The sequence below is a fragment of the Enterococcus sp. DIV0806c genome (genome assembly GCF_051710905.1).
Taxonomy (GTDB): Bacteria; Bacillota; Bacilli; order Lactobacillales; family Enterococcaceae; genus Enterococcus_B; species Enterococcus_B mundtii.
Genome location: NZ_JBIOLO010000001.1, coordinates 1,407,222 through 1,427,704 on the forward strand (window position 1 = coordinate 1,407,222; position 20,483 = coordinate 1,427,704).

Annotated in this window: 20 protein-coding genes; 16 read left to right on the plus strand and 4 right to left on the minus strand. The window is 40.3% G+C overall.

Features of this window, described 5'->3' with window-relative positions; translation table 11 throughout:
• Positions 1 to 31: 31 nt before the first annotated feature.
• The gene (locus IGK77_RS06815) at positions 32 to 1,045 is read left to right on the plus strand and encodes a branched-chain amino acid aminotransferase (protein ID WP_071867814.1); all 1,014 of its coding nucleotides are present in this window, start codon (positions 32 to 34) and stop codon (positions 1,043 to 1,045) included.
• 66 nt (positions 1,046 to 1,111) lie between these two features.
• Here IGK77_RS06815 and fabI read toward each other — a convergent pair whose 3' ends face one another.
• Entirely contained in the window at positions 1,112 to 1,867 is a 756-nt protein-coding gene (gene fabI, locus IGK77_RS06820) for an enoyl-ACP reductase FabI (protein WP_074799676.1), read from the minus strand.
• Between the two features lie 210 nt (positions 1,868 to 2,077).
• Here fabI and fabZ point away from each other — a divergent pair, with 210 nt between their 5' ends.
• Positions 2,078 to 2,518 carry a 3-hydroxyacyl-ACP dehydratase FabZ gene (gene fabZ, locus IGK77_RS06825; RefSeq protein ID WP_074799675.1) on the plus strand — a complete coding sequence of 147 codons (441 nt, stop codon included), beginning with the start codon at positions 2,078 to 2,080 and terminating at the stop codon, positions 2,516 to 2,518.
• A 463-nt stretch (positions 2,519 to 2,981) separates the two neighbouring features.
• Here the strand turns inward: fabZ and IGK77_RS06830 are convergent, their stop codons facing one another.
• Positions 2,982 to 3,734, minus strand: coding sequence for a peptidylprolyl isomerase (locus tag IGK77_RS06830; protein ID WP_074799674.1), 753 nt, complete (start codon positions 3,732 to 3,734; stop codon positions 2,982 to 2,984).
• 186 nt (positions 3,735 to 3,920) lie between these two features.
• Here IGK77_RS06830 and IGK77_RS06835 point away from each other — a divergent pair, with 186 nt between their 5' ends.
• The 9 genes from IGK77_RS06835 (at position 3,921) to IGK77_RS06875 (ending at position 13,900) form a co-directional block, all read left to right on the plus strand.
• A complete protein-coding gene (locus IGK77_RS06835) occupies positions 3,921 to 5,012 on the plus strand; it encodes a DUF871 domain-containing protein (protein ID WP_071867811.1) in 1,092 nt (363 codons plus the stop codon).
• A gap of 157 nt (positions 5,013 to 5,169) precedes the next feature.
• A complete protein-coding gene (locus IGK77_RS06840) occupies positions 5,170 to 6,102 on the plus strand; it encodes an alpha/beta hydrolase (RefSeq protein ID WP_074799673.1) in 933 nt (310 codons plus the stop codon).
• A gap of 251 nt (positions 6,103 to 6,353) precedes the next feature.
• The gene (gene obgE / locus IGK77_RS06845) at positions 6,354 to 7,667 is read left to right on the plus strand and encodes a GTPase ObgE (RefSeq protein ID WP_034689254.1); all 1,314 of its coding nucleotides are present in this window, start codon (positions 6,354 to 6,356) and stop codon (positions 7,665 to 7,667) included.
• Positions 7,668 to 7,931: 264 nt separating this feature from the next.
• Entirely contained in the window at positions 7,932 to 8,519 is a 588-nt protein-coding gene (locus tag IGK77_RS06850; RefSeq protein ID WP_074799742.1) for a DUF1269 domain-containing protein, read from the plus strand.
• A 152-nt stretch (positions 8,520 to 8,671) separates the two neighbouring features.
• Positions 8,672 to 9,613 carry a ribonuclease Z gene (gene rnz, locus IGK77_RS06855; RefSeq protein WP_071867809.1) on the plus strand — a complete coding sequence of 314 codons (942 nt, stop codon included), beginning with the start codon at positions 8,672 to 8,674 and terminating at the stop codon, positions 9,611 to 9,613.
• Positions 9,610 to 10,398, plus strand: coding sequence for an SDR family NAD(P)-dependent oxidoreductase (locus IGK77_RS06860; RefSeq protein ID WP_074799672.1), 789 nt, complete (start codon positions 9,610 to 9,612; stop codon positions 10,396 to 10,398). Before rnz ends, IGK77_RS06860 begins: the two co-directional genes overlap by 4 nt.
• 9 nt (positions 10,399 to 10,407) lie before the next feature.
• Positions 10,408 to 10,842, plus strand: coding sequence for a LapA family protein (locus IGK77_RS06865; RefSeq protein WP_023519574.1), 435 nt, complete (start codon positions 10,408 to 10,410; stop codon positions 10,840 to 10,842).
• Between the two features lie 233 nt (positions 10,843 to 11,075).
• Complete coding sequence (gene recJ / locus IGK77_RS06870; protein ID WP_074799671.1) at positions 11,076 to 13,373, plus strand: single-stranded-DNA-specific exonuclease RecJ; 2,298 nt, start codon at positions 11,076 to 11,078, stop codon at positions 13,371 to 13,373.
• 14 nt (positions 13,374 to 13,387) lie between these two features.
• The gene (locus IGK77_RS06875; protein WP_010735573.1) at positions 13,388 to 13,900 is read left to right on the plus strand and encodes an adenine phosphoribosyltransferase; all 513 of its coding nucleotides are present in this window, start codon (positions 13,388 to 13,390) and stop codon (positions 13,898 to 13,900) included.
• Positions 13,901 to 14,103: 203 nt separating this feature from the next.
• Here IGK77_RS06875 and IGK77_RS06880 read toward each other — a convergent pair whose 3' ends face one another.
• Together IGK77_RS06880 and lexA are read right to left on the minus strand one after the other, a co-directional pair.
• On the minus strand, positions 14,104 to 14,322 hold the full coding sequence (locus tag IGK77_RS06880) for a hypothetical protein (RefSeq protein WP_023519576.1): 219 nt from the start codon (positions 14,320 to 14,322) through the stop codon (positions 14,104 to 14,106).
• Positions 14,323 to 14,499: 177 nt separating this feature from the next.
• Positions 14,500 to 15,123 carry a transcriptional repressor LexA gene (lexA, locus tag IGK77_RS06885; RefSeq protein WP_010735571.1) on the minus strand — a complete coding sequence of 208 codons (624 nt, stop codon included), beginning with the start codon at positions 15,121 to 15,123 and terminating at the stop codon, positions 14,500 to 14,502.
• A gap of 151 nt (positions 15,124 to 15,274) precedes the next feature.
• Here lexA and IGK77_RS06890 point away from each other — a divergent pair, with 151 nt between their 5' ends.
• The 5 genes from IGK77_RS06890 (at position 15,275) to IGK77_RS06910 (ending at position 20,414) form a co-directional block, all read left to right on the plus strand.
• Positions 15,275 to 15,526, plus strand: a complete 252-nt coding sequence (locus tag IGK77_RS06890) for a DUF896 family protein (RefSeq protein ID WP_074799670.1) — start codon at positions 15,275 to 15,277, stop codon at positions 15,524 to 15,526.
• Between the two features lie 98 nt (positions 15,527 to 15,624).
• Positions 15,625 to 17,619, plus strand: coding sequence for a transketolase (gene tkt / locus IGK77_RS06895; RefSeq protein ID WP_438713113.1), 1,995 nt, complete (start codon positions 15,625 to 15,627; stop codon positions 17,617 to 17,619).
• A gap of 257 nt (positions 17,620 to 17,876) precedes the next feature.
• A complete protein-coding gene (locus tag IGK77_RS06900) occupies positions 17,877 to 18,746 on the plus strand; it encodes a glucosaminidase domain-containing protein (protein ID WP_074801879.1) in 870 nt (289 codons plus the stop codon).
• 133 nt (positions 18,747 to 18,879) lie between these two features.
• Positions 18,880 to 19,806, plus strand: coding sequence for a cysteine synthase A (gene cysK / locus IGK77_RS06905; RefSeq protein ID WP_071867954.1), 927 nt, complete (start codon positions 18,880 to 18,882; stop codon positions 19,804 to 19,806).
• A 182-nt stretch (positions 19,807 to 19,988) separates the two neighbouring features.
• Positions 19,989 to 20,414 (plus strand): Fur family transcriptional regulator, encoded by a 426-nt coding sequence (locus IGK77_RS06910; protein ID WP_019724202.1) that lies wholly within the window; start codon positions 19,989 to 19,991, stop codon positions 20,412 to 20,414.
• Positions 20,415 to 20,483: the final 69 nt, after the last annotated feature.

Here is a 20,483-nt window from a genome sequence, read left to right on the forward strand (position 1 = left end):
TATTTCAAAACTGACGATTGGTGGTATGAACATGCAAATAGATTGGGATAACTTAGGATTTTCTTACATCAAAACACCTTGGCGCTTCGTTGCCAAATGGAAAGATGGAGAGTGGGAAAAAGGCGAATTGACCGAGGATAATTATCTGTCACTTCATGAAGGATCGCCCGCACTTCACTATGGCCAACAGTGCTTTGAAGGATTAAAGGCTTATCGCAGAAAAGATGGAAAGATCAATTTATTCCGTCCAGAGCAAAACAGTCGTCGCTTGAACCAGAGTGCCAGACGTTTATTGATGCCCATGGTTCCAGAAAAAATGTTTGTTGATGCAGTGAAAGAAGTCGTAAAGGCAAATGAATCCTTTGTGCCACCTTATGGTTCAGGAGCAACGTTATATTTACGTCCTTTCCTGATCGGTGTCGGAGAAAACATTGGTGTTCATCCAGCGCCTGAGTATTTGTTTGTAGTTTTCTGTACGCCTGTAGGAGCCTATTTCAAAGGTGGATTGAAACCAACGAACTTTATCGTTTCTGGTTATGACCGAGCTGCTCCGAATGGTACGGGAGCTGCCAAAGTTGGTGGAAACTACGCAGCAAGTTTATTACCAGGGACTGAAGCGAAAGAATTAAATTATTCAGATTGCGTTTACCTAGATCCAGCGACGCACACAAAAATTGAAGAAGTCGGCGCGGCGAATTTCTTTGGTATCACTAAAGACAACCAGTTCATCACACCGCAATCGCCTTCGATTTTACCAAGTATTACGAAGTATTCCTTGTTGCAGATTGCGGAAGAACGTTTGGGACTTAAAGCAGTTGAGGGAGATATCTACATCGATCAACTTGATCAATTTGCAGAAGCAGGTGCGTGTGGAACCGCAGCAGTGATTTCACCGATTGGTGGGATCTACTATAAAAATGATTTACATGTCTTTTATAGTGAGACAGAAGTAGGACCAGTAACTAAGCGCTTGTATGAAGAATTGACGGGTATCCAGTTTGGGGATATCGAAGCACCAGAAGGTTGGATCGAAGTCGTCGAATAATGACTGGCTTTAAAAATAACTACAAAAAAATCAGCTCTCACATTGGAGGGCTGATTTTTTATTGGATCAAGATAAGTGAACACCTTTATCTACGTAAATGATATCACCGATGATCCCGCTAGATAGGGGGCTGATCAAGAAGGCACAAGTATTTCCGACTTCTTCGATCGTCACACCTTGTTGATCGGGGGTGCGTGATTCGGATAACTCGATCAATTTTTGGTAATCCTTCACACCAGTCACTGCTAACGTTTTGATCGCACCAGCAGAGATCCCATTGACACGGATTCCTTTAGGTGAGAATTCTGCGGCTAAGTAGCGAATGGCAGCTTCTAGTGAAGCTTTTGCGATGCCCATCATATTATAGTTAGGGATCGCTCGTTGTGAACCAAGATAAGACATACTTACGATGCCGCTGTTGGGAGCTAAGTACTTTTGGGCATACTTCGATACAGCGATCAATGAATAGCTACTGATGTCTTGTGCTAATTGATAACCATCTCTTGAAATATCAGAAACGTTACCTGAAAGCTCTTCTTTGTTGGCATAAGCAACAGCGTGGACCAAGCCATGGATCTCATCGGCATATTCACCAATCGTATCCATCGCTTTTTCGATGCTCTCATCGCTAGCGACATCACACTCTACAGTGAAGGCATCTTCACCGACTAATTTGACTAACGATTTCTTCATCCGTTCATTTTGGTACGTATAGATGATCTCAGCGCCTTGTTGCATCATTGCTTCCGCACAACCCCAAGCAATACTGCGTTTATTCGCAACACCCATGATCACGATTTTTTTTCCTTCTAAAAAAGACATATAGACACTCCTTTGATTCAATAAAAGTTTTGTTTGACGATAATATAAGTGCAAAAAAATAACTTCTTGATTTCTTATTATTCAGTAAAATGCTTTGATTGTCAAACTATTTTTTTGATGAATAAAAAATGATTGCCAAATAATCAAGAATATGATACTTTGATAATCAAAGTATTGATTACGGCTATTGCCCGAAAGAAGGAGTAAACTATGTCATACGCATTATCAGCAACGGAAGTAATGGATCTTATTCCAAACCGTTACCCAATTTGTTACATCGATTACGTGGATTCGATCGATTCAGGAAAGAAGATCATTGCAACAAAAAATGTAACGATCAATGAAGATTTTTTCCAAGGGCATTTCCCTGACAATCCGGTCATGCCAGGAGCGTTGATCCTAGAATCCCTTGCACAAGCAGGTTCGATCTTGATTTTAAAATCAGAAGAGTTCCTAGGGAAACGTGCGTATATCGGTGGGATCAACAAAGCAAAATTCCGCCAAAAAGTCGTTCCTGGGGATGTGATGAAGTGTCATTTTGAGATCATCAAAATGAAAGGACCTGTAGGGACTGCGATTTCTGAAGCTTTTGTTGACGATACAAAAGTGTGTGAATGTGAATTTACATTTATCGTCAATGAGCAAGCATAAAGATAAAAATAAACTTTAGGAACCCATAGAGAGGTTCTAAAAATATCAATAGATATGGCAATAGGGGAGCGGAAAGCAGCTTTCCACAAAAAAAGAATCATCTTCTGAATAGTTTTCTATTCTTGGATGGTCTTTTTTTGTCTATTTAAGACTGTTTTGAAAATGTTAAGTTTTACTAAAGGTGAATATGAAAACAACTATTTTTTAGCGAAAATATAAAAAATAGTTGTAAAGTCCCAGCCATCAAAAGTTTTTAATTAAAAAAAGGGAGTGGGACATTCGTTCACCTCTCCCACCTATAACCGAATAAACGGCGGGAACAAAAAGTAACCTCTTCGAAAATAAGGCGCCATCCACAAAAATTTGAAATACAATTTTCGTGGATGGCGCCTTATTTCTCGAGGCTGAACACTTCTGTCTCCACCTCATTTGATGTTTCAGTAGAAAGTGATTAAATGTGTGTTTATTTTGCTTCCTGTAAGATGTTGATTTTTTCGATCTTCACATCTTCTGTTGGCTTATCTGAGCTATCTGTTTCGACAGCAGCAATCGCATCAACAACGTCCATTCCTTCAACGACTTGACCAAAGACCGTATATTCACCATCTAAACTAGGGTAGCCGCCGTTTTTATAGGCGTCAATAATGGCTTGTGGGTAATCATCTTTCAATAAACCATCATGCATATCATCAGAGTTTTGTACGATGAAGAATTGGCTACCATTACTATTCGGGTCTTGTGTACGAGCCATTGAAAGGGCGCCGCGGATGTTATAAAGTTGGTTTGAGATCTCCGTTTCAAAACCTTCTCCCCAAATACTTTCTCCACCAGTTCCGTTCCCATCAGGATCGCCACCTTGGATCATAAAGTCTTGGATGACACGATGGAAAGTGACGCCATCGTAGTAGCCATCTTTGGCATGAGTCATAAAGTTCTCCACAGCTTTTGGTGCAAGCTCTGGGAATAGTTTGATCTTGATCGTTCCTTTAGTTGTGACCATTTCAACTAGATCTTCGTTATCAGCGACTTCTGTATTCAATTGAGGTAACTCTAAAGAATTTAAATCAATACTTTCTACAGTGCTAGTCTCTGTTGTTTTTTCTGTTGATTCTTTCGTGCTTGAAGAGGCGGTATCTGAACCGTTCGACGTACAACCAGCTGCAAATAATAGCGTTGCAGCCATACTCATAGTTAAAAATAATTTTTTGTGTTTCATAAGTAATTCCTTTCTTTTTTTGTTCGTTGTTATCTTTAATGATAGCAAATTATCAGATAAATACCTACACTTTTTCGAACAATAAGCGAAATTATTTAATAAATAGTAAAAGGTGTAGACCATTTGAAAGCGGTTTGTTATAATGTAAGTGGATACAAAAACGCACATCCAGGAGGGTATCAACACATGGGAAAATTAGGAATTTCAATTTATCCAGAACGTTCAACGTTTGAAAAGGACAAAGAATATTTAGATTTAGCACATAAATACGGATTTAAACGTGTATTCACAAGTTTATTACAAATTGCAGACGATAAAGAAAAAGTCTTAGCAGACTTTAAAAAAGTCGTCGATTATGCCAATCAATTAGAGATGGAAGTCATGGTGGATATCAATCCAGCGTTATTTGAACAGTTAGAGATCTCATATGATGATCTATCGTTCTTCGATGAGATGGGCGCCGACGGCATTCGTTTGGACATTGGATTTACTGGAGCAGAAGAAGCAAAAATGACTCGGAATCCATACAATATCAAAATCGAGATCAACATGAGTTCAGGCACGAATTATGTTGACAATATCATGAGTTATTCGCCGAACACAGATAACTTACTAGGTTCACATAACTTTTACCCTCATCGTTATTCTGGTTTAGGCTATGATCATTTTGTCGCTTGTTCGGAGAAATTCCGCAAATATAATTTGAATACGATGGCATTCGTAAATTCACAAACAGCTGACTTTGGCCCATGGCCGACGCAAGACGGACTTTGCTCATTAGAAGACCATCGTGATCTTGAAATCGCGACGCAAGTCAAACACTTGATGTTGACAGGTTTGATCGATGATATCTCTGTAGGAAATGCTTATGCGAGTGAAGAGGAATTACGTGCAATGTCTGAAGCTTTCTTTGCAAGCTATCCTACATTAAAAGTTGATGTAGCAGAAGATATCACAGAAGATGAACGTATTTGTCTATTCGATAATCTTCATAGTTATCGTGGAGATCGCTCAGAGTATATCTTGCGTTCAACGATGACACGCATCTATTACAAAGACAAACCATTCCCAGCGCATAATACGAAAGATATGACCCGTGGGGATGTATTGATCGATAACGTTGGTTACGGACAATATAAAGGTGAAACACAAATTGCTTTAAAAGAAATGAAGAATGATGGACGAGTGAATGTCGTCGGACGTATCTCAGACGATGAGTTATTCTTACTTGATTTCTTGAAACCATGGTCAAACTTCAAGTTGATCGAAAGTAAATAATTGTGTAATTATAAATATTGAAAAGCCCCGTAAAGCGATCAGAGCTTTACGGGGCTTTTCAATGACGATTATTATTTATTCTAGATTGCATCACACGTCCTCTTTGTTTATACTAATTTTAGACAGTACATCAATGTAAAAGCAAGGAAGGTATAAGATGAAACTTTGGATCAAAATTTTAATCGGCGTGACATTACTCGTGACAGTCGTATTAGTCTTTGCGGGTAATTATTTTTATAACTATGCCGTTGTTCCTTCAGAAAAAGACTTTTTAGAAGGCGATACTCCTGGCACAACAAAAACAAATGAAGAATCGAGTGCACATTCTTGGTTTGCGAACCCTGAAAATCGTAAAGAATGGCAACAGACATCTGCGGATGGATTGAAGTTATCAGCCATTTATCTACCAGCAACAGACAGTCATAAAACAGCGATCGTGGCTCATGGATATATGGGAAATGCGGAAACGATGGCAAATTACGCAAAGATGTTCCATGATCTTGGCTATAACGTATTAGTTCCTGATGCCCGCGGACACGGAAAAAGCGAAGGGGATTATATCGGCTTTGGCTGGCACGAACGGAAAGATTATGTGAAATGGATCGATCAAGTGCTTGAAACAAACGGTCAATCTGAAGAAATCGTTTTATACGGTATTAGTATGGGGGCAGCTACTGTGATGATGACTAGCGGAGAACCATTGCCTACAAATGTTAAAGCGATCATCGAAGATTGTGGCTATTCCTCTGTTAACGAAGAATTGGCTTATCAGCTTAATGAATTATTTAGCTTACCACCGTTCCCATTGATCCAAGTAACTAGCTTGATGACAAAAATCAGAGCCGGCTATTTCTTTGGAGAAGCTGATGCAATCAAACAATTAGAAAAAAACCAATTACCGATGCTGTTTATCCATGGGGATGCGGATACATTTGTTCCTTACGAAATGTTGGACAAAGTCTACCAAGCGACGAACGGACCAAAAGAAAAATATATCGTCCCAGGAGCAGAGCATGCCAAAGCATATTCGATCGATCCTGAGAATTATCAAAAGACTGTAAGTAGTTTCCTAGAAAAATATGTAAAATAACTGTTGTGACCAAAGTGTTTCTTAAAGAACTTTAAGAACTTTCTTGAAACTTTTGGTCACAACGTTTTATTTTGTCTCCATTCGTTCTTGCAGTAAAATAAAGAAAGAGCCACGAATTTCCGTGAAACTTTCAGTTTAATGATGGACAAACGGGCCATTCACCGATAAAATAGACAGGACTTGTGTTTATTGTGGAAATTCAGGTAGTCAGTATAGTTAGAATAGATAAAAGGAAATAGGAGGACGATAATATGTCCATGTTTTTAGATCAAGTAACAATCGACGTGAAGGCTGGTAAAGGCGGAGACGGGATGGTTGCGTTTCGTAGAGAAAAATATGTACCTGATGGAGGACCGGCTGGTGGTGATGGCGGTCAAGGAGGCGATGTGATCTTAGTCGTTGATGAAGGCTTACGTACGTTGATGGACTTCCGTTTCAATCGTCACTTTAAGGCTCAGCCCGGTGAAAATGGCATGAGTAAGGGAATGCATGGACGTGGTTCTGATGATACGTATGTCAAAGTCCCTCAAGGAACAACTGTACGTGATGCAGAAACAGGGGCACTCTTAGGAGATTTGATTGAAGATGGCCAGACTTTAGTAGTAGCAAAAGGTGGCCGCGGCGGTCGCGGAAATATCCGTTTTGCTTCTCCAAGAAACCCTGCGCCGGAAATCGCTGAAAACGGCGAACCTGGTCAAGAACGTAAAATCGAATTAGAATTAAAAGTACTAGCAGACGTAGGTCTTGTTGGGTTTCCATCGGTTGGAAAATCGACTTTGCTTTCTGTGATCTCTTCGGCAAGACCAAAAATCGGTGCGTATCACTTTACTACCCTTGTGCCAAATCTAGGAATGGTCACTACAAGTGACGGACGTAGTTTTGCGGCGGCGGATCTTCCAGGACTGATCGAAGGAGCTTCACAAGGCGTCGGATTAGGCACACAATTTTTGCGTCATATCGAGCGAACTCGTGTCATTTTGCATGTGATCGATATGAGTGGAATGGAAGGGCGCGATCCTTACGAAGATTACTTGGCGATCAACCATGAGTTGTCTTCTCATAACTTGCGCTTGCTAGAACGTCCACAGATCATTGTAGCAAATAAGATGGATATGCCAGATGCAGAAGAAAATCTAGTGAAATTCAAAGAACAACTAAATAAAAACAAAGAAGATGAATTTGCCGATGACATCCCAGTATTCCCGATTTCTGGCGTGACTCGTAAAGGACTGGATGCCTTACTGAATGCGACAGCTGATCTATTGGAAGTAACACCAGAATTCCCATTGTATGAGGAAGAGATCGAAGAAGAAACCGTTCATTATGGCTTCAATCCAGAAGGTCCTGAATTTACGATCGATCGTGAACCAGATGCGACATGGGTATTGTCAGGTGAGAAGATCGAGAAGTTATTCCAAATGACTAACTTTGACCACGATGAAACGGTGATGCGTTTTGCTCGCCAATTACGTGGGATGGGTGTCGATGAAGCCTTGCGTGCCAGAGGTGCAAAAGATGGTGACTTGGTGCGTATTGGTGAGTTTGAGTTTGAATTTGTCGAATAGTATTGGATACACCACATATTTAGGTGACTAGAGAGCCGTTCAGTTCCAAGTAGTAAGGTAGAATTTAAGAAAATAATCGTTCATTTTTTTGGGTTTTGACTTACCCTCTTAGGAGCAAGCTTTCGTAGAACCTTTAGCGGATTTGAGGAGTTGACGAATGTCAAACTCCTTTTTTTGTATACTGCGTTATTTTTTAAAGGTTTTCCCTTTTATTTTTGTTTATTCCAAGGTACACTAAAAGAAAATGAGAAAGAGGCGATCTCCATGAGCAAACGAGTGATCATATTGAATTTTGAGTTAGAAAGTCAAGCTTACCAAGCATTTTCCGAAATCAAGAAGCTTCACATGACGAGAGCGATCAAAGGCGAACAAATGGCGGTCATCAGCCATCAGTCTAATGGCGCCCATCAATTCAAAATCGAAGACTTCTTAGATTTTACCGGGAACAATAAATCCTCTAAAGGTGGTCTGATCGGCATGCTAGTTGGCGTTTTAGGTGGCCCATTAGGGATCTTGCTAGGATGGTTTGCGGGTGGAATGATTGGTGCGAGCCAAGATGCCAAAGAAATCAAAGATGCACAAACGGTGTTTGATTTTGTCGGAAATAAGATCGGCGAAGGCGCAACAGGTCTGATCTTGATCGCAGAAGAAGAGGACAACCGCCCATTGAACCAACTTGTGATGATGGAATTAGGTGGAGAAATCACTCGATTGGATTATGAAGAAGTAGAACAAGATGTTCAAGATGCTACTGAGGTAGAAAAACATGCAAAAGAAACAGCGCAGAAAAATTGGGATGAAAAGCACAAAAAAACAACCGATAGCTCAGAGGATGCTACACCTTCTGAATAACGATAAAAAGAATGGATGTAAGAATAGTGGTACTTATTCACTCTTTTCATTTATAGGGACAGTCTTCTAAAAAATTATCCTGCGAATTTCAGTTGATTGTCGACTGATTTTACCCTAGAATTAATAAGAATGAATAGAAAGTTAGGTAAATTATGGAACTAGAATTTTTAGGTACAGGCGCAGGGGTTCCTGCTAAACATCGAAATGTCTCAAGTATCGCATTGAAACTTTTGGACGAGCGAAATGAGGTTTGGTTGTTTGATTGTGGGGAAGGCACGCAAATGCAGATTCTACGAACAAATATCCGTCCAAGAAAAATAGAAAAAATATTTATCACTCATCTTCATGGGGATCATATTTTTGGTTTGCCAGGTTTAATCAGTAGTCGCTCTTTTCAGGGTGGCGAAACACCATTAGAAATCTATGGCCCTAAAGGAACGGAAGCATTTGTACGCAATGCGCTGACGATTTCTCAAACAAAACTAGGTTATCCCCTTGTTTTTATTGATTTATCAGAAGATCAAGCTATTTTTGAAGACGCACACTTTTCTGTGTATGCAAAAAAATTAAGCCATGGTATCGATAGCTACGGATATCGGATCGTTGAGCATGATCACAAAGGCGAATTACAAGTGGATAAGCTTAAAGAACTGAATATTCCAGCTGGCCCCATTTATGGAAAACTAAAAAAAGGGGAGACGGTCCAATTAGATAACGGACAGCTCATCAATGGACGTGATTTTGTCGGTCCAGATAAAAAAGGCCGAATCGTGACCATTTTAGGAGACACTCGAAAAACGACCAATTCTGTTATATTAGCAAAAAATGCAGATGTCTTGGTTCATGAAAGTACGTTCAATAAAAACGAGGCAAGAATGGCCCATAACTATTTCCATTCGACGACTCATCAAGCCGCAGAAGTGGCGAAAGAAGCAAATGTCCAAAGATTATTACTGACCCATATCAGTGCGAGATATCTAGGAAAAGCAACACAAGAACTTGAACAAGAAGCACAAGAAATCTTTCCAAATACAAAAGTCATGAAAGATTTTGAGGTTGTGGACGTTCCGTTTCAAGAGGAGGAAAAAAGTTGAATTTAGAAAATAAAGTCGTATTAGTCACTGGTGGCTCTGGTGGTTTAGGTGAACAGATCTGTTATGAAGCAGCAAAACAAGGGGCAATCGTTGTCACATGTGCGAGAAGAATCCAACAAATCGGCGAAGTGAAGGCGGTTTGTCAAGAATTAAGTGGAAAACCAGCATACGCGTATCAACTAGATGTTAGTAATCCTGACAGTGTAGATGAATTGTACGACAAGGTGATAACTGAGGTCGGACGTGTCGATATCTTAGTCAATAATGCTGGATTTGGTATCTTTGAGGATTTCTTATCCTTTGACTTAGGAAAAGCCTACGATATGTTCGAGGTCAATGTCTTGGGGATGATGGTATTGACACAAAAATTTGCGATCGATATGGCAGAAAGACGTCAAGGACATATCATCAATGTGGCATCCATGGCAGGAAAAATGGCGACAGCTAAATCTACGATTTATTCTGCTACTAAATTTGCTGTTCTGGGCTTTTCCAATGCGTTACGTTTAGAGTTGAAACCACTAGGCGTTGCGGTCACGACGGTGAATCCTGGACCAATCGAAACGGAATTTTTTGATAAGGCTGATCCAAGTGGTAGTTATTTGGAAAAAGTCGGTCACTTAGTTTTGGATTCAACTAAATTAGCACAAACGATCGTGCGAGCGATGAAACATCCTAAACGTGAGATCAATCAGCCGGTATTGCTAGAAATCGCGTCTAAATTTTATGCACTTTTCCCAACCATTGGGGATTATTTTGCAGGTGGAATTTTTAATAAAAAGTAGGTGAAGTAAATGAAAAAGCAAGGTAGTGTGATCGTTGGTTTTTTACTTGTACTTGTCATTGTCGTGTTCGCTGTGTTGAACAATCAAAATGTTCCTGTAAGCTTTGGATTTGCTTCTTTTAATGCGCCATTGATTCTAGTGATCATTGGTTCAGCATTGATTGGTGCATTGATTGTGTTTTTAACAGCCTTTACGACACTGTGGCAACAGAAGAAACAATTGAAACAACTAACAAAAGAATTAGCAGAGAACCAAGCAGATATCCAAAAGAAAATCGAAGAGGCGACAGAAGAACAACAAAGACAATTTCGTAATGAACGTGCGGAACTTGAAGCGGCCTATCAAGCAGAATTACAAGCAAAGCAAATACAGATCGAACAAATGCAAACACCTTCTGAATCACCTTCTCAAACACCAAAGCAAAGTGTCAATTACTTTGATTGATCAAGGATCACTGTTGATTTTCTAAAAGCAAATAGAAGAAAGTGATAGAAATCATTATCTCAGAAATTATTAGAGGATGTTTTATCCAATTTCTAGCAGGCAACCAAAGTGGGCAAACGAATCTGTTTTGCCTACTTTGGTTTCTTTTAGTTGGATTTGTCAGAATCTATTCTTCTGAAATTCTTTTTTTTAGAGAAGACGTTTGCTATAATGACTAAGTTAGGGGTGAGCATGTGAGACGAGCAAATTTTGATTGGAAGGTCAATGAAACAACACCTTCTGAATCTTTTATCCAAATAATCAAACAGCAGCAATTGTCTCCTTTGATCGGGCAATTACTGTGGCAAAGAGGATACCGAGAGGAAGAAAGTATCCATCAGTTTTTACATCCAAAAGAACAAAAACTCTATGATCCTTATTTGATGTTTGACATGGACAAGGCAATCAGCCGTATCCAAGAAGCGGTGATCAATGGCGAGCAGATCTTAGTTTATGGAGATTACGATGCAGATGGTATCACCAGTGCGACCGTCATGAAAGAAACGTTAGAGTTGCTAGGTGCTCAAGTTGAAGTCTTTTTACCTAATCGATTTGAACATGGGTATGGACCTAATCTAACCGTTTATCAAGAGAAAATAGCTGCAGGTACCCAATTGATCGTGACTGTCGATAATGGTGTAGCTGGGCATGAAGCAATTGTTTATGCACAACAGCAGGGAGTAGATGTGATCGTGACAGATCATCATGAGTTGCCTAGTGAATTACCGGCGGCTTATGCAATCATCCATCCCCGCCATCCACAAGGCAATTATCCTTTTGGAGAATTAGCGGGTGTCGGTGTCGCATTTAAAGTAGCGACCGCTTTGTTGGAAGAACCACCAGCAGAATTTTTAGATTTAGTCGCAATTGGAACAATCGCTGACCTTGTCTCTATGACCGATGAGAATCGGACGCTAGTGGCGTTAGGTTTAGAGGCAATTCGTCATACCGAGCGAGTAGGCTTACAGGCACTGTTTGCGAAAAGTAGTGTACGTGCGAATGAAGCGGATGAAACGATGATCGGTTTTTCGATTGCCCCGCGCTTGAATGCCATCGGCCGGATGGGAGACCCTAATCCAGCGGTTGAATTACTAGCCACATTCGACGAAAGTCAAGCTCAGACATTAGCCGAGCAGTTACAAACGGTCAATGAAGAACGTAAAGCGATCGTTGAGCAAATCACCTCAGAAGCATTGGCGATGATCAATGACGAGAACCAGATCCATTTGTTAGCACATCCAGGCTGGCATGAAGGTGTACTAGGGATCGTCGCTGGAAAAATCATGAACCAAACAGGCAAACCGACAATCGTTCTAGGCATCAAAGACCAGACCATTGCAAAAGGATCAGGTCGAAGTATCGAAGCGTTGAATCTTTTCGATATGCTGAATGAGATGCGTGAATTGTTTACATTTTTTGGTGGCCATCACGCAGCAGTCGGATTAACAATGCCAACGGAGAATATCCCTCAGTTACAAGACCGGATGAATGCCTATATAGAAGAAAAGAAAATTGACTTGTCCAAAGGTCCTGTGTTGGCGATCGATGAAATCGTCTCCCCAAAGGATGTAACGGTCGAACAAATCGCTACATTGAAATTACTGGCACCATTCGGAACAGATAATCCTGTACCTAACTTCTTATTCAAACAGGTTGCTGTCCAAAATGTAAAACGAATCGGTTCGAACCAACAGCACTTGAAGCTTTCTTTAGTGGATGATGATAGTCAATTAGATGCTGTCGCGTTTGGTTTTGGTCCACAAGAAAACGAATTTGTAGATGATTCACTTGATATTGTCGGACAATTATCGATCAATGAATGGAATGGGCGTAAAAAACCGCAGCTGATGGTTTCTGACTTTGCAGTAGAAGGATTGCAAGTATTTGATTGGCGGGCGAAACGTTACCGAACATTAGCAAATGAAATCGAAAGTCCGTTCTATTTAGCGTTTAATGAAGCATCGATCAAAGAACTAAATGAGTCGATACAAAAACACATCATTCTTGGGACAGATAAAGAAATGATTCAATCATGGATTCAGGAAAATGACCCAAAAGCATTAGTAGTGATCGATTGTCCAACGGATCTGACCGACTTGAAAGAGATCTTATCTTTTGGGGCATTTAGTCGAGTTTACTTCTTAGGTATTTCTGTTGATGAAGCATACTTGAACGGTGTAGGAACAAGAGAACAATATGCACGACTCTTCAAATTGATCCATGCGCAAGAACGGATCGATATCCGACATAAATTAGGTGCAATGGCCAACTATTTAAAAATCCCACAAAAATTATTAATTTTTATGATACAGGTGTTTTTTGAGTTGAAGTTTGTTACAATAAACAATGGTGTTTTGGAGAAAGTCGCAGATCCGGCGAGTCATCCTTTGACTGCAAGTGACCGCTATCAGAAGCGATTGAAAAAAATCAAATCAGAGGAATTCTTACTATTAAGTGACATTCCCACAATAAAAAAATGGTTAACAACCTAGGAGGAAACAATAAAGTGGATTTAAAAAATTATATTGCTAGTATTCCTGACTATCCGTCAAAAGGAATTATATTTAGAGATATCTCGCCATTGATGGCTGATGGAGATGCTTATCGTGAAGCAACGAAGCAAATCGTTGATTATGCGAAGGAAAAACGTATCGATATGGTCGTTGGACCAGAAGCGCGCGGATTTATCGTAGGTTGTCCAGTAGCTTATGAATTAGGTGTGGGCTTTGCTCCTGTTCGTAAGAAAGGAAAATTACCTCGTGAAACGATCGAAGTCACTTACGGACTTGAATACGGTACAGATACCTTGACGCTGCACAAAGATGCAATTCAACCAGGACAAAGAGTCTTGATCTGTGATGACTTATTAGCAACAGGTGGAACGATCAAAGCAACAATCGAATTGATCGAAGAACTTGGCGGAGTTGTTGTTGGTTGTGCCTTTTTGATCGAGTTGATGGACTTGCATGGTCGTGACAAAATCGAAGGCTACGACATGATTACTTTGATGGAGTATTAATCAAATAAAATATTGAACAGAACCCCCCCTTCCACAAACGGATGAACCGTTTGCGGAAGGGGGGGTTCGTTGGATGAGTAGCCTCAATTTATTGATGGAACAAATGAGTGCAAGGGTAGGTAGTCAGTTTGTCGTTAAAAAAAGCAAACGAGCGATCATCGTTTGCTTGGACGGATTTTTCATAGAAGCGATCTTATTTACTTTTACGAGTGCCTGGAGCTGTAATAGGTTTCGTGATAGAAGGAGTCTTCATGGGATTGCCGACGTTGTGATTGACGGTATTTTTTTTCATCCCACAACATAAACCACAATGTAAACAAAGGAACAAAAACCAACAGCGCTGTACGTAGACCAAAATTACCAATAATAATACCTAAAAACAAAACGATCAATACTAAACCAAAACGTCTCATTGATTTCATGATTTTCACCTCTTTATAGAATGCGAACAAAAGTTCGTATTATTAGTATACGAACTTTTGTTCGGTTTGTAAAGAGGGAAGTTCAAAAAGAACAAAGATATCTGCTAAAAGAGGAAAAGACGAGCTTGAGATCATGATCTCAAGCTCGTAAATAAATAACTGAATTTTCTTTTCTTATCAATAAATATGACTACGGTACAGACCAACGACTCGACCTAAGATCGACACCTCATCTAAAATGATCGGTTCCAGTAAATCATTCTCGGGTTGCAAACGGAAATGATCTCTTTCTTTATAGAACCGTTTGCAAGTTGCTTCGTCTTCTGCAGTCATCGCAATAACGATATCACCATTTTGTGCAGTTTCTTGTTTGCGGACAATGACATTATCGCCATCCAATATCCCAGCATTGATCATACTTTCTCCTCGGATCGTCAACATGAACAGACTGCCTTCTTCTGATGAAAGGTTTGGTGGTACTGGAAAGAAGTCAGAAGCTTCCTCAACAGCTAGTATCGGCTCTCCGGCAGTAACAACTCCGAGAACAGGGATCGTTGTTGGGCGAATCCCGATTTTTGATAATCCTTGTTGCGTCAATTCGATGGCACGTGGTTTCGTAGGGTCTCTTTGAATAAAGCCTTTTTTCTCTAATCGGGCAAGATGACCATGGACTGTCGATGTTGAAGAAAGCTGAACAGCTTCTCCGATCTCACGGACAGTCGGTGGATAGCCTTTTTGGGTCACTTGTTCGTGAATATATCGTAAGACTTCGATTTGTCTTGTTTCAGTTTGTCGGGCCACAAGGTACACCTTCTTTCACTTGATAACTAAATAGTACCATAGAAAATACTTGATTTCAAACAAATGTTCGCATTAAAGACTATTGATGTAGTTGTTTTTTTTTCATTTTTTATATAAGATGTAGGAGAAGCAAAAGCGAGGAGGAATAGTTGTGTTATCGCCTGAAAAAATCGAACGTATCAATCAGTTAGCTAAAAAGAAAAAAGCAGAAGGATTGACACCAGCTGAAGTCAAAGAGCAAAAGGAATTACGAGAAGCATATCTGACAGCCTTTCGTTCTGGCATGAGACATCATATTGAAGGGATGAAAGTTGTTGATCCCGATGGAAATGATGTCACACCAGAAAAATTGAAAGAAATCCAGAAGAGAAAAGGCCTACACGACCGAAATAGCAAGTTTTAGTAAAAAAAACTAAAAGTCGTTGCTTTTTTAGAGGAGATACTATAAAATTAGAAGTAGAAATATAGGTAAAAAAAACCTAAATTACAGGAGGGGTTACATTGTTTGATAAAATTGATCAGCTTGGTGTGAATACGATCCGTACATTGAGTGTTGATGCAGTACAAAAAGCAAATTCAGGACATCCGGGGTTACCAATGGGTGCCGCGCCAATGGCTTATGCCCTTTGGACGAAACACTTGAAAGTGAATCCGAAAACTTCTAAAAACTGGGCAGACCGTGACCGTTTTGTCTTATCTGCGGGACATGGTTCAGCGATGTTGTACAGCTTGTTACACTTAGCAGGGTACCAAGTGACGATTGATGACTTGAAACAATTCCGTCAATGGGATTCAAAAACACCGGGACACCCTGAGGTCAACCATACGGACGGCGTCGAAGCAACGACTGGTCCTTTAGGTCAAGGGATCGCGATGGCTGTTGGGATGGCAATGGCAGAAGCGCATCTAGCTGCGACCTATAACAAAGATCAATTCAACGTCGTTGATCATTATACGTATGCGTTATGTGGCGATGGCGACTTGATGGAAGGCGTGTCTCAAGAAGCAAGTTCGATGGCTGGTCATATGAAACTTGGTAAATTGATCGTTTTATACGATTCAAACGATATTTCTTTAGATGGACCAACCTCAAAAGCCTTCACTGAAAATGTTGGCGCACGGTATGAAGCTTACGGTTGGCAACATATCTTGGTCAAAGACGGCAATGATTTAGAAGCCATCTCAAAAGCAATCGAAGAAGCGAAAGCCGAAACAGACAAACCGACATTGATCGAAGTGAAAACGGTCATCGGATTTGGTGCACCAAACCAAGGAACTTCTGCGGTCCACGGCGCACCACTTGGCTTAGAAGGCATTCAAAAAGCCAAAGAGATCTATGGTTGGGAATACCCTGACTTTACCGTACCAGAAGAAGTGGCGGAACGCTTCCGTCAAACGATGGTTGAAGAAGGCGAAAAAGCTGAAAATGCTTGGCGTGAGATGTTCGCAGCATACAAAGCAGCATATCCAGAATTAGCGCAACAATTCGAAGATGCTTTTGCTGGGAAATTACCTGAGAATTGGGATGCAGAGCTTCCAACATACGACGAAGGTGAAAGCCAAGCGAGTCGTGTTTCAAGTAAAGAAGTCATCCAAGAATTATCAAAAGCGATCCCAAGTTTCTGGGGTGGTTCTGCCGATCTATCCGGTTCAAACAATACGATGGTCACAGCAGACAAAGACTTCACGCCTGAACACTATGAAGGCCGCAACATTTGGTTTGGTGTTCGTGAGTTTGCGATGGCATCAGCGATGAACGGGATCCAATTGCATGGCGGTACCCGGATCTATGGGGGAACATTCTTTGTCTTTGTGGATTACTTGCGACCAGCTGTGCGTTTAGCAGCGATCCAAAACACGCCAGTCATTTATGTCTTGACCCATGACTCTGTGGCAGTTGGTGAAGATGGCCCGACGCATGAGCCAGTGGAACAATTGGCTTCGGTTAGAAGTATGCCAGGTGTCCATGTCTTACGTCCGGCGGACGGGAACGAAACTCGTGCGGCATGGAAAGTAGCGTTGGAATCTACAGATACACCAACGATCTTAGTCTTGAGTCGTCAAAATCTACCAGTTCTTCCAACAACGAAAGAAGTGGCGGATGATATGGTTAAAAAAGGTGCCTATGTCTTGTCTCCAGCTAAAGGGGAACAACCAGAAGGAATCTTGATCGCGACAGGTTCAGAAGTGGATCTAGCTGTTAAAGCGCAAAAAGTATTGGCGGAACAAGGAAAAGATGTCTCAGTGGTTTCTATGCCAAGTTTTGATTTATTTGAACAACAATCCGCGGAATATCAAGAAAGCGTCTTGCCAAAAGCAGTGACGAAGCGTGTTGCGATTGAAGCAGCTTCACCATTCGGTTGGGAACGTTATGTGGGTATCGAAGGTCAAACGATCACAATTGATCACTTTGGCGCATCTGCTCCTGGAAACAAAATACTTGAAGAATTTGGTTTTACAGTAGATAATGTAGTCAACGTCTTCAATCAATTATAGACAAATACTGAAAGCAGTTCGATTGGAGTGCTTGGAGATTTTTTCCAAGCCTCCAATTTTCTATTTTTTTAGGTACAAATTAGTAAAAAAGGATAATTGTCGTTACTTTTGTGTTACTTTTTGATTACGTGAAGATTACAAAAAGTAAATAATTGAAGATTCGTTTGAGTTTCAATAAAATAAAACGTATAATTTAAATGATTAAGTTTCGTTTAAGAGGAAGTTTTATTTACTGTTTCATTTGAGGAGGAATTTGAATGCAAGAGCTGAGAACCCGTAGCGCTCGACACCATAGGCCCAAAAGGAAAATGACCATCAATAAAAAAGCCATTGCACCTTTAGTGGGGACAAGCCTATTAGTTGGGCCAATGTTGGTTACAGCAACACCACAAACTGTACGTGCGGATGAGTTAGATGTCGCATCTTCTGCCGATCCGCAAGCATTTATCAATCAAATCGGATGGGCTGCTTCTGAAGTTGCAGCAAGCAATGATTTATATGCGTCTGTCATGATTGCACAAGCATTACTTGAAAGTGCGTATGGTACATCTGGATTATCAAGTGCACCATATTACAACTTATTTGGAGTCAAAGGTAGCGCAGGTCAATCTGTGGTATATATGAATACGCAAGAATATTTGAATGGTCAATGGGTAACGATGAACGAACCTTTCCGTCGCTATTCATCTTATTGGGAGTCATTCCAAGATCATGCGAATGTTTTACGTTCTACTAGTTTTTCGACAGGCGATTATCATTATTCAGGTGTATGGAAAAGTAATACTACCAGCTACTATGATGCAACAGCTTATTTAACTGGACGTTATGCAACAGATCCTAATTACGCATACAAATTAAATGAATTGATCAGCACATATAATCTGACTCGCTTTGATACACCATCAACTGGGTCAACAACAACTAGTACGACAAGTACCACAACGACTAGTACGACAACCTCTACAACGACTGCGACAAGTAGTAACCAAACTTATACTGTCGTCTCTGGCGATACACTTTGGGATATTGCTCAAAAATTCGGTATGTCCGTCGATGATCTGATGGCAAAAAATGGCATGACGATGTCAAATTATTCATTATTGGTTGGACAAGAAATCAATGTCTAACTTTATATCAACTTAAAAAAAGAGGCATATCAAAAGATGTGTCTCTTTTTTTTACTTCTCCAGTAAGAATCACTCGCAGAAGTACCTTTTTTGTATTATGATTAATAGAGAAGCAAATGAAGGGGGAAAAAACATGACACAGATTTATCAATCGATCACAGAATTGATCGGTAAAACACCTATCGTTCGATTAAATAAAATGGTTCCAGAAGGAGCTGCGGATGTTTTTGTTAAGTTGGAATTCTTCAATCCAGGTGGAAGCGTGAAAGACCGTATTGCCTTGAATATGATTGAAAAAGCAGAACATGATGGGCTATTGAAACCGGGTGATACAATCATTGAACCTACTTCAGGAAACACTGGTATTGGTTTAGCGATGGTCGGTGTAGCAAAAGGATATCATGTGAAACTTGTCATGCCTGAAACGATGAGTATCGAGCGTCGCTTATTGATGAAGGGTTACGGAGCAGAACTAATTTTGACTCCAGGGACAGAAGGCATCAGTGGTTCAATCAAAGAAGCAAAACGTCTAGCGGAAGAAAATGGCTATTTCTTACCTCTGCAATTTGAAAACCCTGCTAATCCACTAGTTCATGAAAAAACGACTGGGCCAGAAATCCAAGCGGCGTTTGGTGTGAACGGGTTGGATGCGTTTGTCGCAGGAATCGGTACTGGTGGAACAATCACCGGTGCGGGACACGAATTAAAACGGATCAATCCAGCGCTTAAGATCGTTGGAGTTGAACCAGCCGAATCTGCCGTTTTAGAAGGCAAAGAACCTGGGCCACACAAAATCCAAGGTATCGGAACAGGTTTTGTCCCGGATACGTTAGATACGAATGTCTATGATCAAGTCTTATCAGTATCTAGTGAGCAAGCAATGATCACAGCTCGCCGTATGGGGCAAGAAGAAGGAATCTTAGTTGGTGTTTCAGGAGGAGCCGCAGTTGAAGCTGCGCTTAATGTAGCTAAAGAACTAGGGGCTGGAAAAAAAGTTCTTGCGATTATTCCTGATAATGGAGAACGTTATTTGTCTACTCCTTTGTATCAGGATATGTAAGTCTACGTGAAAATCTGAATAAAAAGTGTGAAATAATGGTGAAACATCCGTTATTTTACACTTTTTTTGTATAAAATAGGCAAAATTATAAAATTCTTTTCTTTTTCTTTCCATAATATGTAGATTTAAAAAAATAAAAATAGTATGATAATAAAAGAACAATAAGGTGGGGTTTTGTTTATATGGAAAATAAAAAAGTAGAAGCGGCGATCGAGCAGCTGAAAAAAGAAAATATTCGGATTACGCCGCAAAGATACGCAGTTTTAGAGTATCTGATTGAGCATCGTTCACATCCAACGGCAGATGAAATCTACAAGGCGCTTGAGCATCGCTTTCCTAATATGAGTGTTGCTACAGTTTACAATAATTTACGATTGTTCACATCAATCGGGTTTGTTCAAGAAATGAAATATGGTGATGCATCAAGCCGATTTGATTTTAGTTCACAAAGACATTATCATGTGATTTGCCAAAATTGCGAGACGATCGTCGATTTTCATTATCCTGGGCTAGAAGATATTGAAATGGCGGCGGGGCGCTTAACTGATTTTGAAATCCATGATCATCGTTTAGAATTATATGGGCTATGTCCGAATTGCAAAAAATAAATCGTGCGAACATCTGAAACATCGATAAGGTCAAATGACTTTGTTGATGTTTTTTTGTCTTTCATTTGT

Bases quoted from the DNA above. Each gene is read 5' to 3' on its own strand.
- IGK77_RS06865 (WP_023519574.1), top strand. From the start codon at position 10,408: ATGAAAAAGCAAGGTAGTGTGATCGTTGGTTTTTTACTTGTACTTGTC.
- IGK77_RS06880 (WP_023519576.1), bottom strand. From the start codon at position 14,322: ATGAAATCAATGAGACGTTTTGGTTTAGTATTGATCGTTTTGTTTTTA.
- fabI (WP_074799676.1), bottom strand. From the start codon at position 1,867: ATGTCTTTTTTAGAAGGAAAAAAAATCGTGATCATGGGTGTTGCGAAT.
- IGK77_RS06900 (WP_074801879.1), top strand. From the start codon at position 17,877: ATGCAAGAGCTGAGAACCCGTAGCGCTCGACACCATAGGCCCAAAAGG.
- IGK77_RS06835 (WP_071867811.1), top strand. From the start codon at position 3,921: ATGGGAAAATTAGGAATTTCAATTTATCCAGAACGTTCAACGTTTGAA.
- IGK77_RS06910 (WP_019724202.1), top strand. From the start codon at position 19,989: ATGGAAAATAAAAAAGTAGAAGCGGCGATCGAGCAGCTGAAAAAAGAA.
- IGK77_RS06850 (WP_074799742.1), top strand. From the start codon at position 7,932: ATGAGCAAACGAGTGATCATATTGAATTTTGAGTTAGAAAGTCAAGCT.
- IGK77_RS06840 (WP_074799673.1), top strand. From the start codon at position 5,170: ATGAAACTTTGGATCAAAATTTTAATCGGCGTGACATTACTCGTGACA.
- rnz (WP_071867809.1), top strand. From the start codon at position 8,672: ATGGAACTAGAATTTTTAGGTACAGGCGCAGGGGTTCCTGCTAAACAT.
- IGK77_RS06830 (WP_074799674.1), bottom strand. From the start codon at position 3,734: ATGAAACACAAAAAATTATTTTTAACTATGAGTATGGCTGCAACGCTA.
- cysK (WP_071867954.1), top strand. From the start codon at position 18,880: ATGACACAGATTTATCAATCGATCACAGAATTGATCGGTAAAACACCT.
- IGK77_RS06815 (WP_071867814.1), top strand. From the start codon at position 32: ATGCAAATAGATTGGGATAACTTAGGATTTTCTTACATCAAAACACCT.
- fabZ (WP_074799675.1), top strand. From the start codon at position 2,078: ATGTCATACGCATTATCAGCAACGGAAGTAATGGATCTTATTCCAAAC.
- obgE (WP_034689254.1), top strand. From the start codon at position 6,354: ATGTCCATGTTTTTAGATCAAGTAACAATCGACGTGAAGGCTGGTAAA.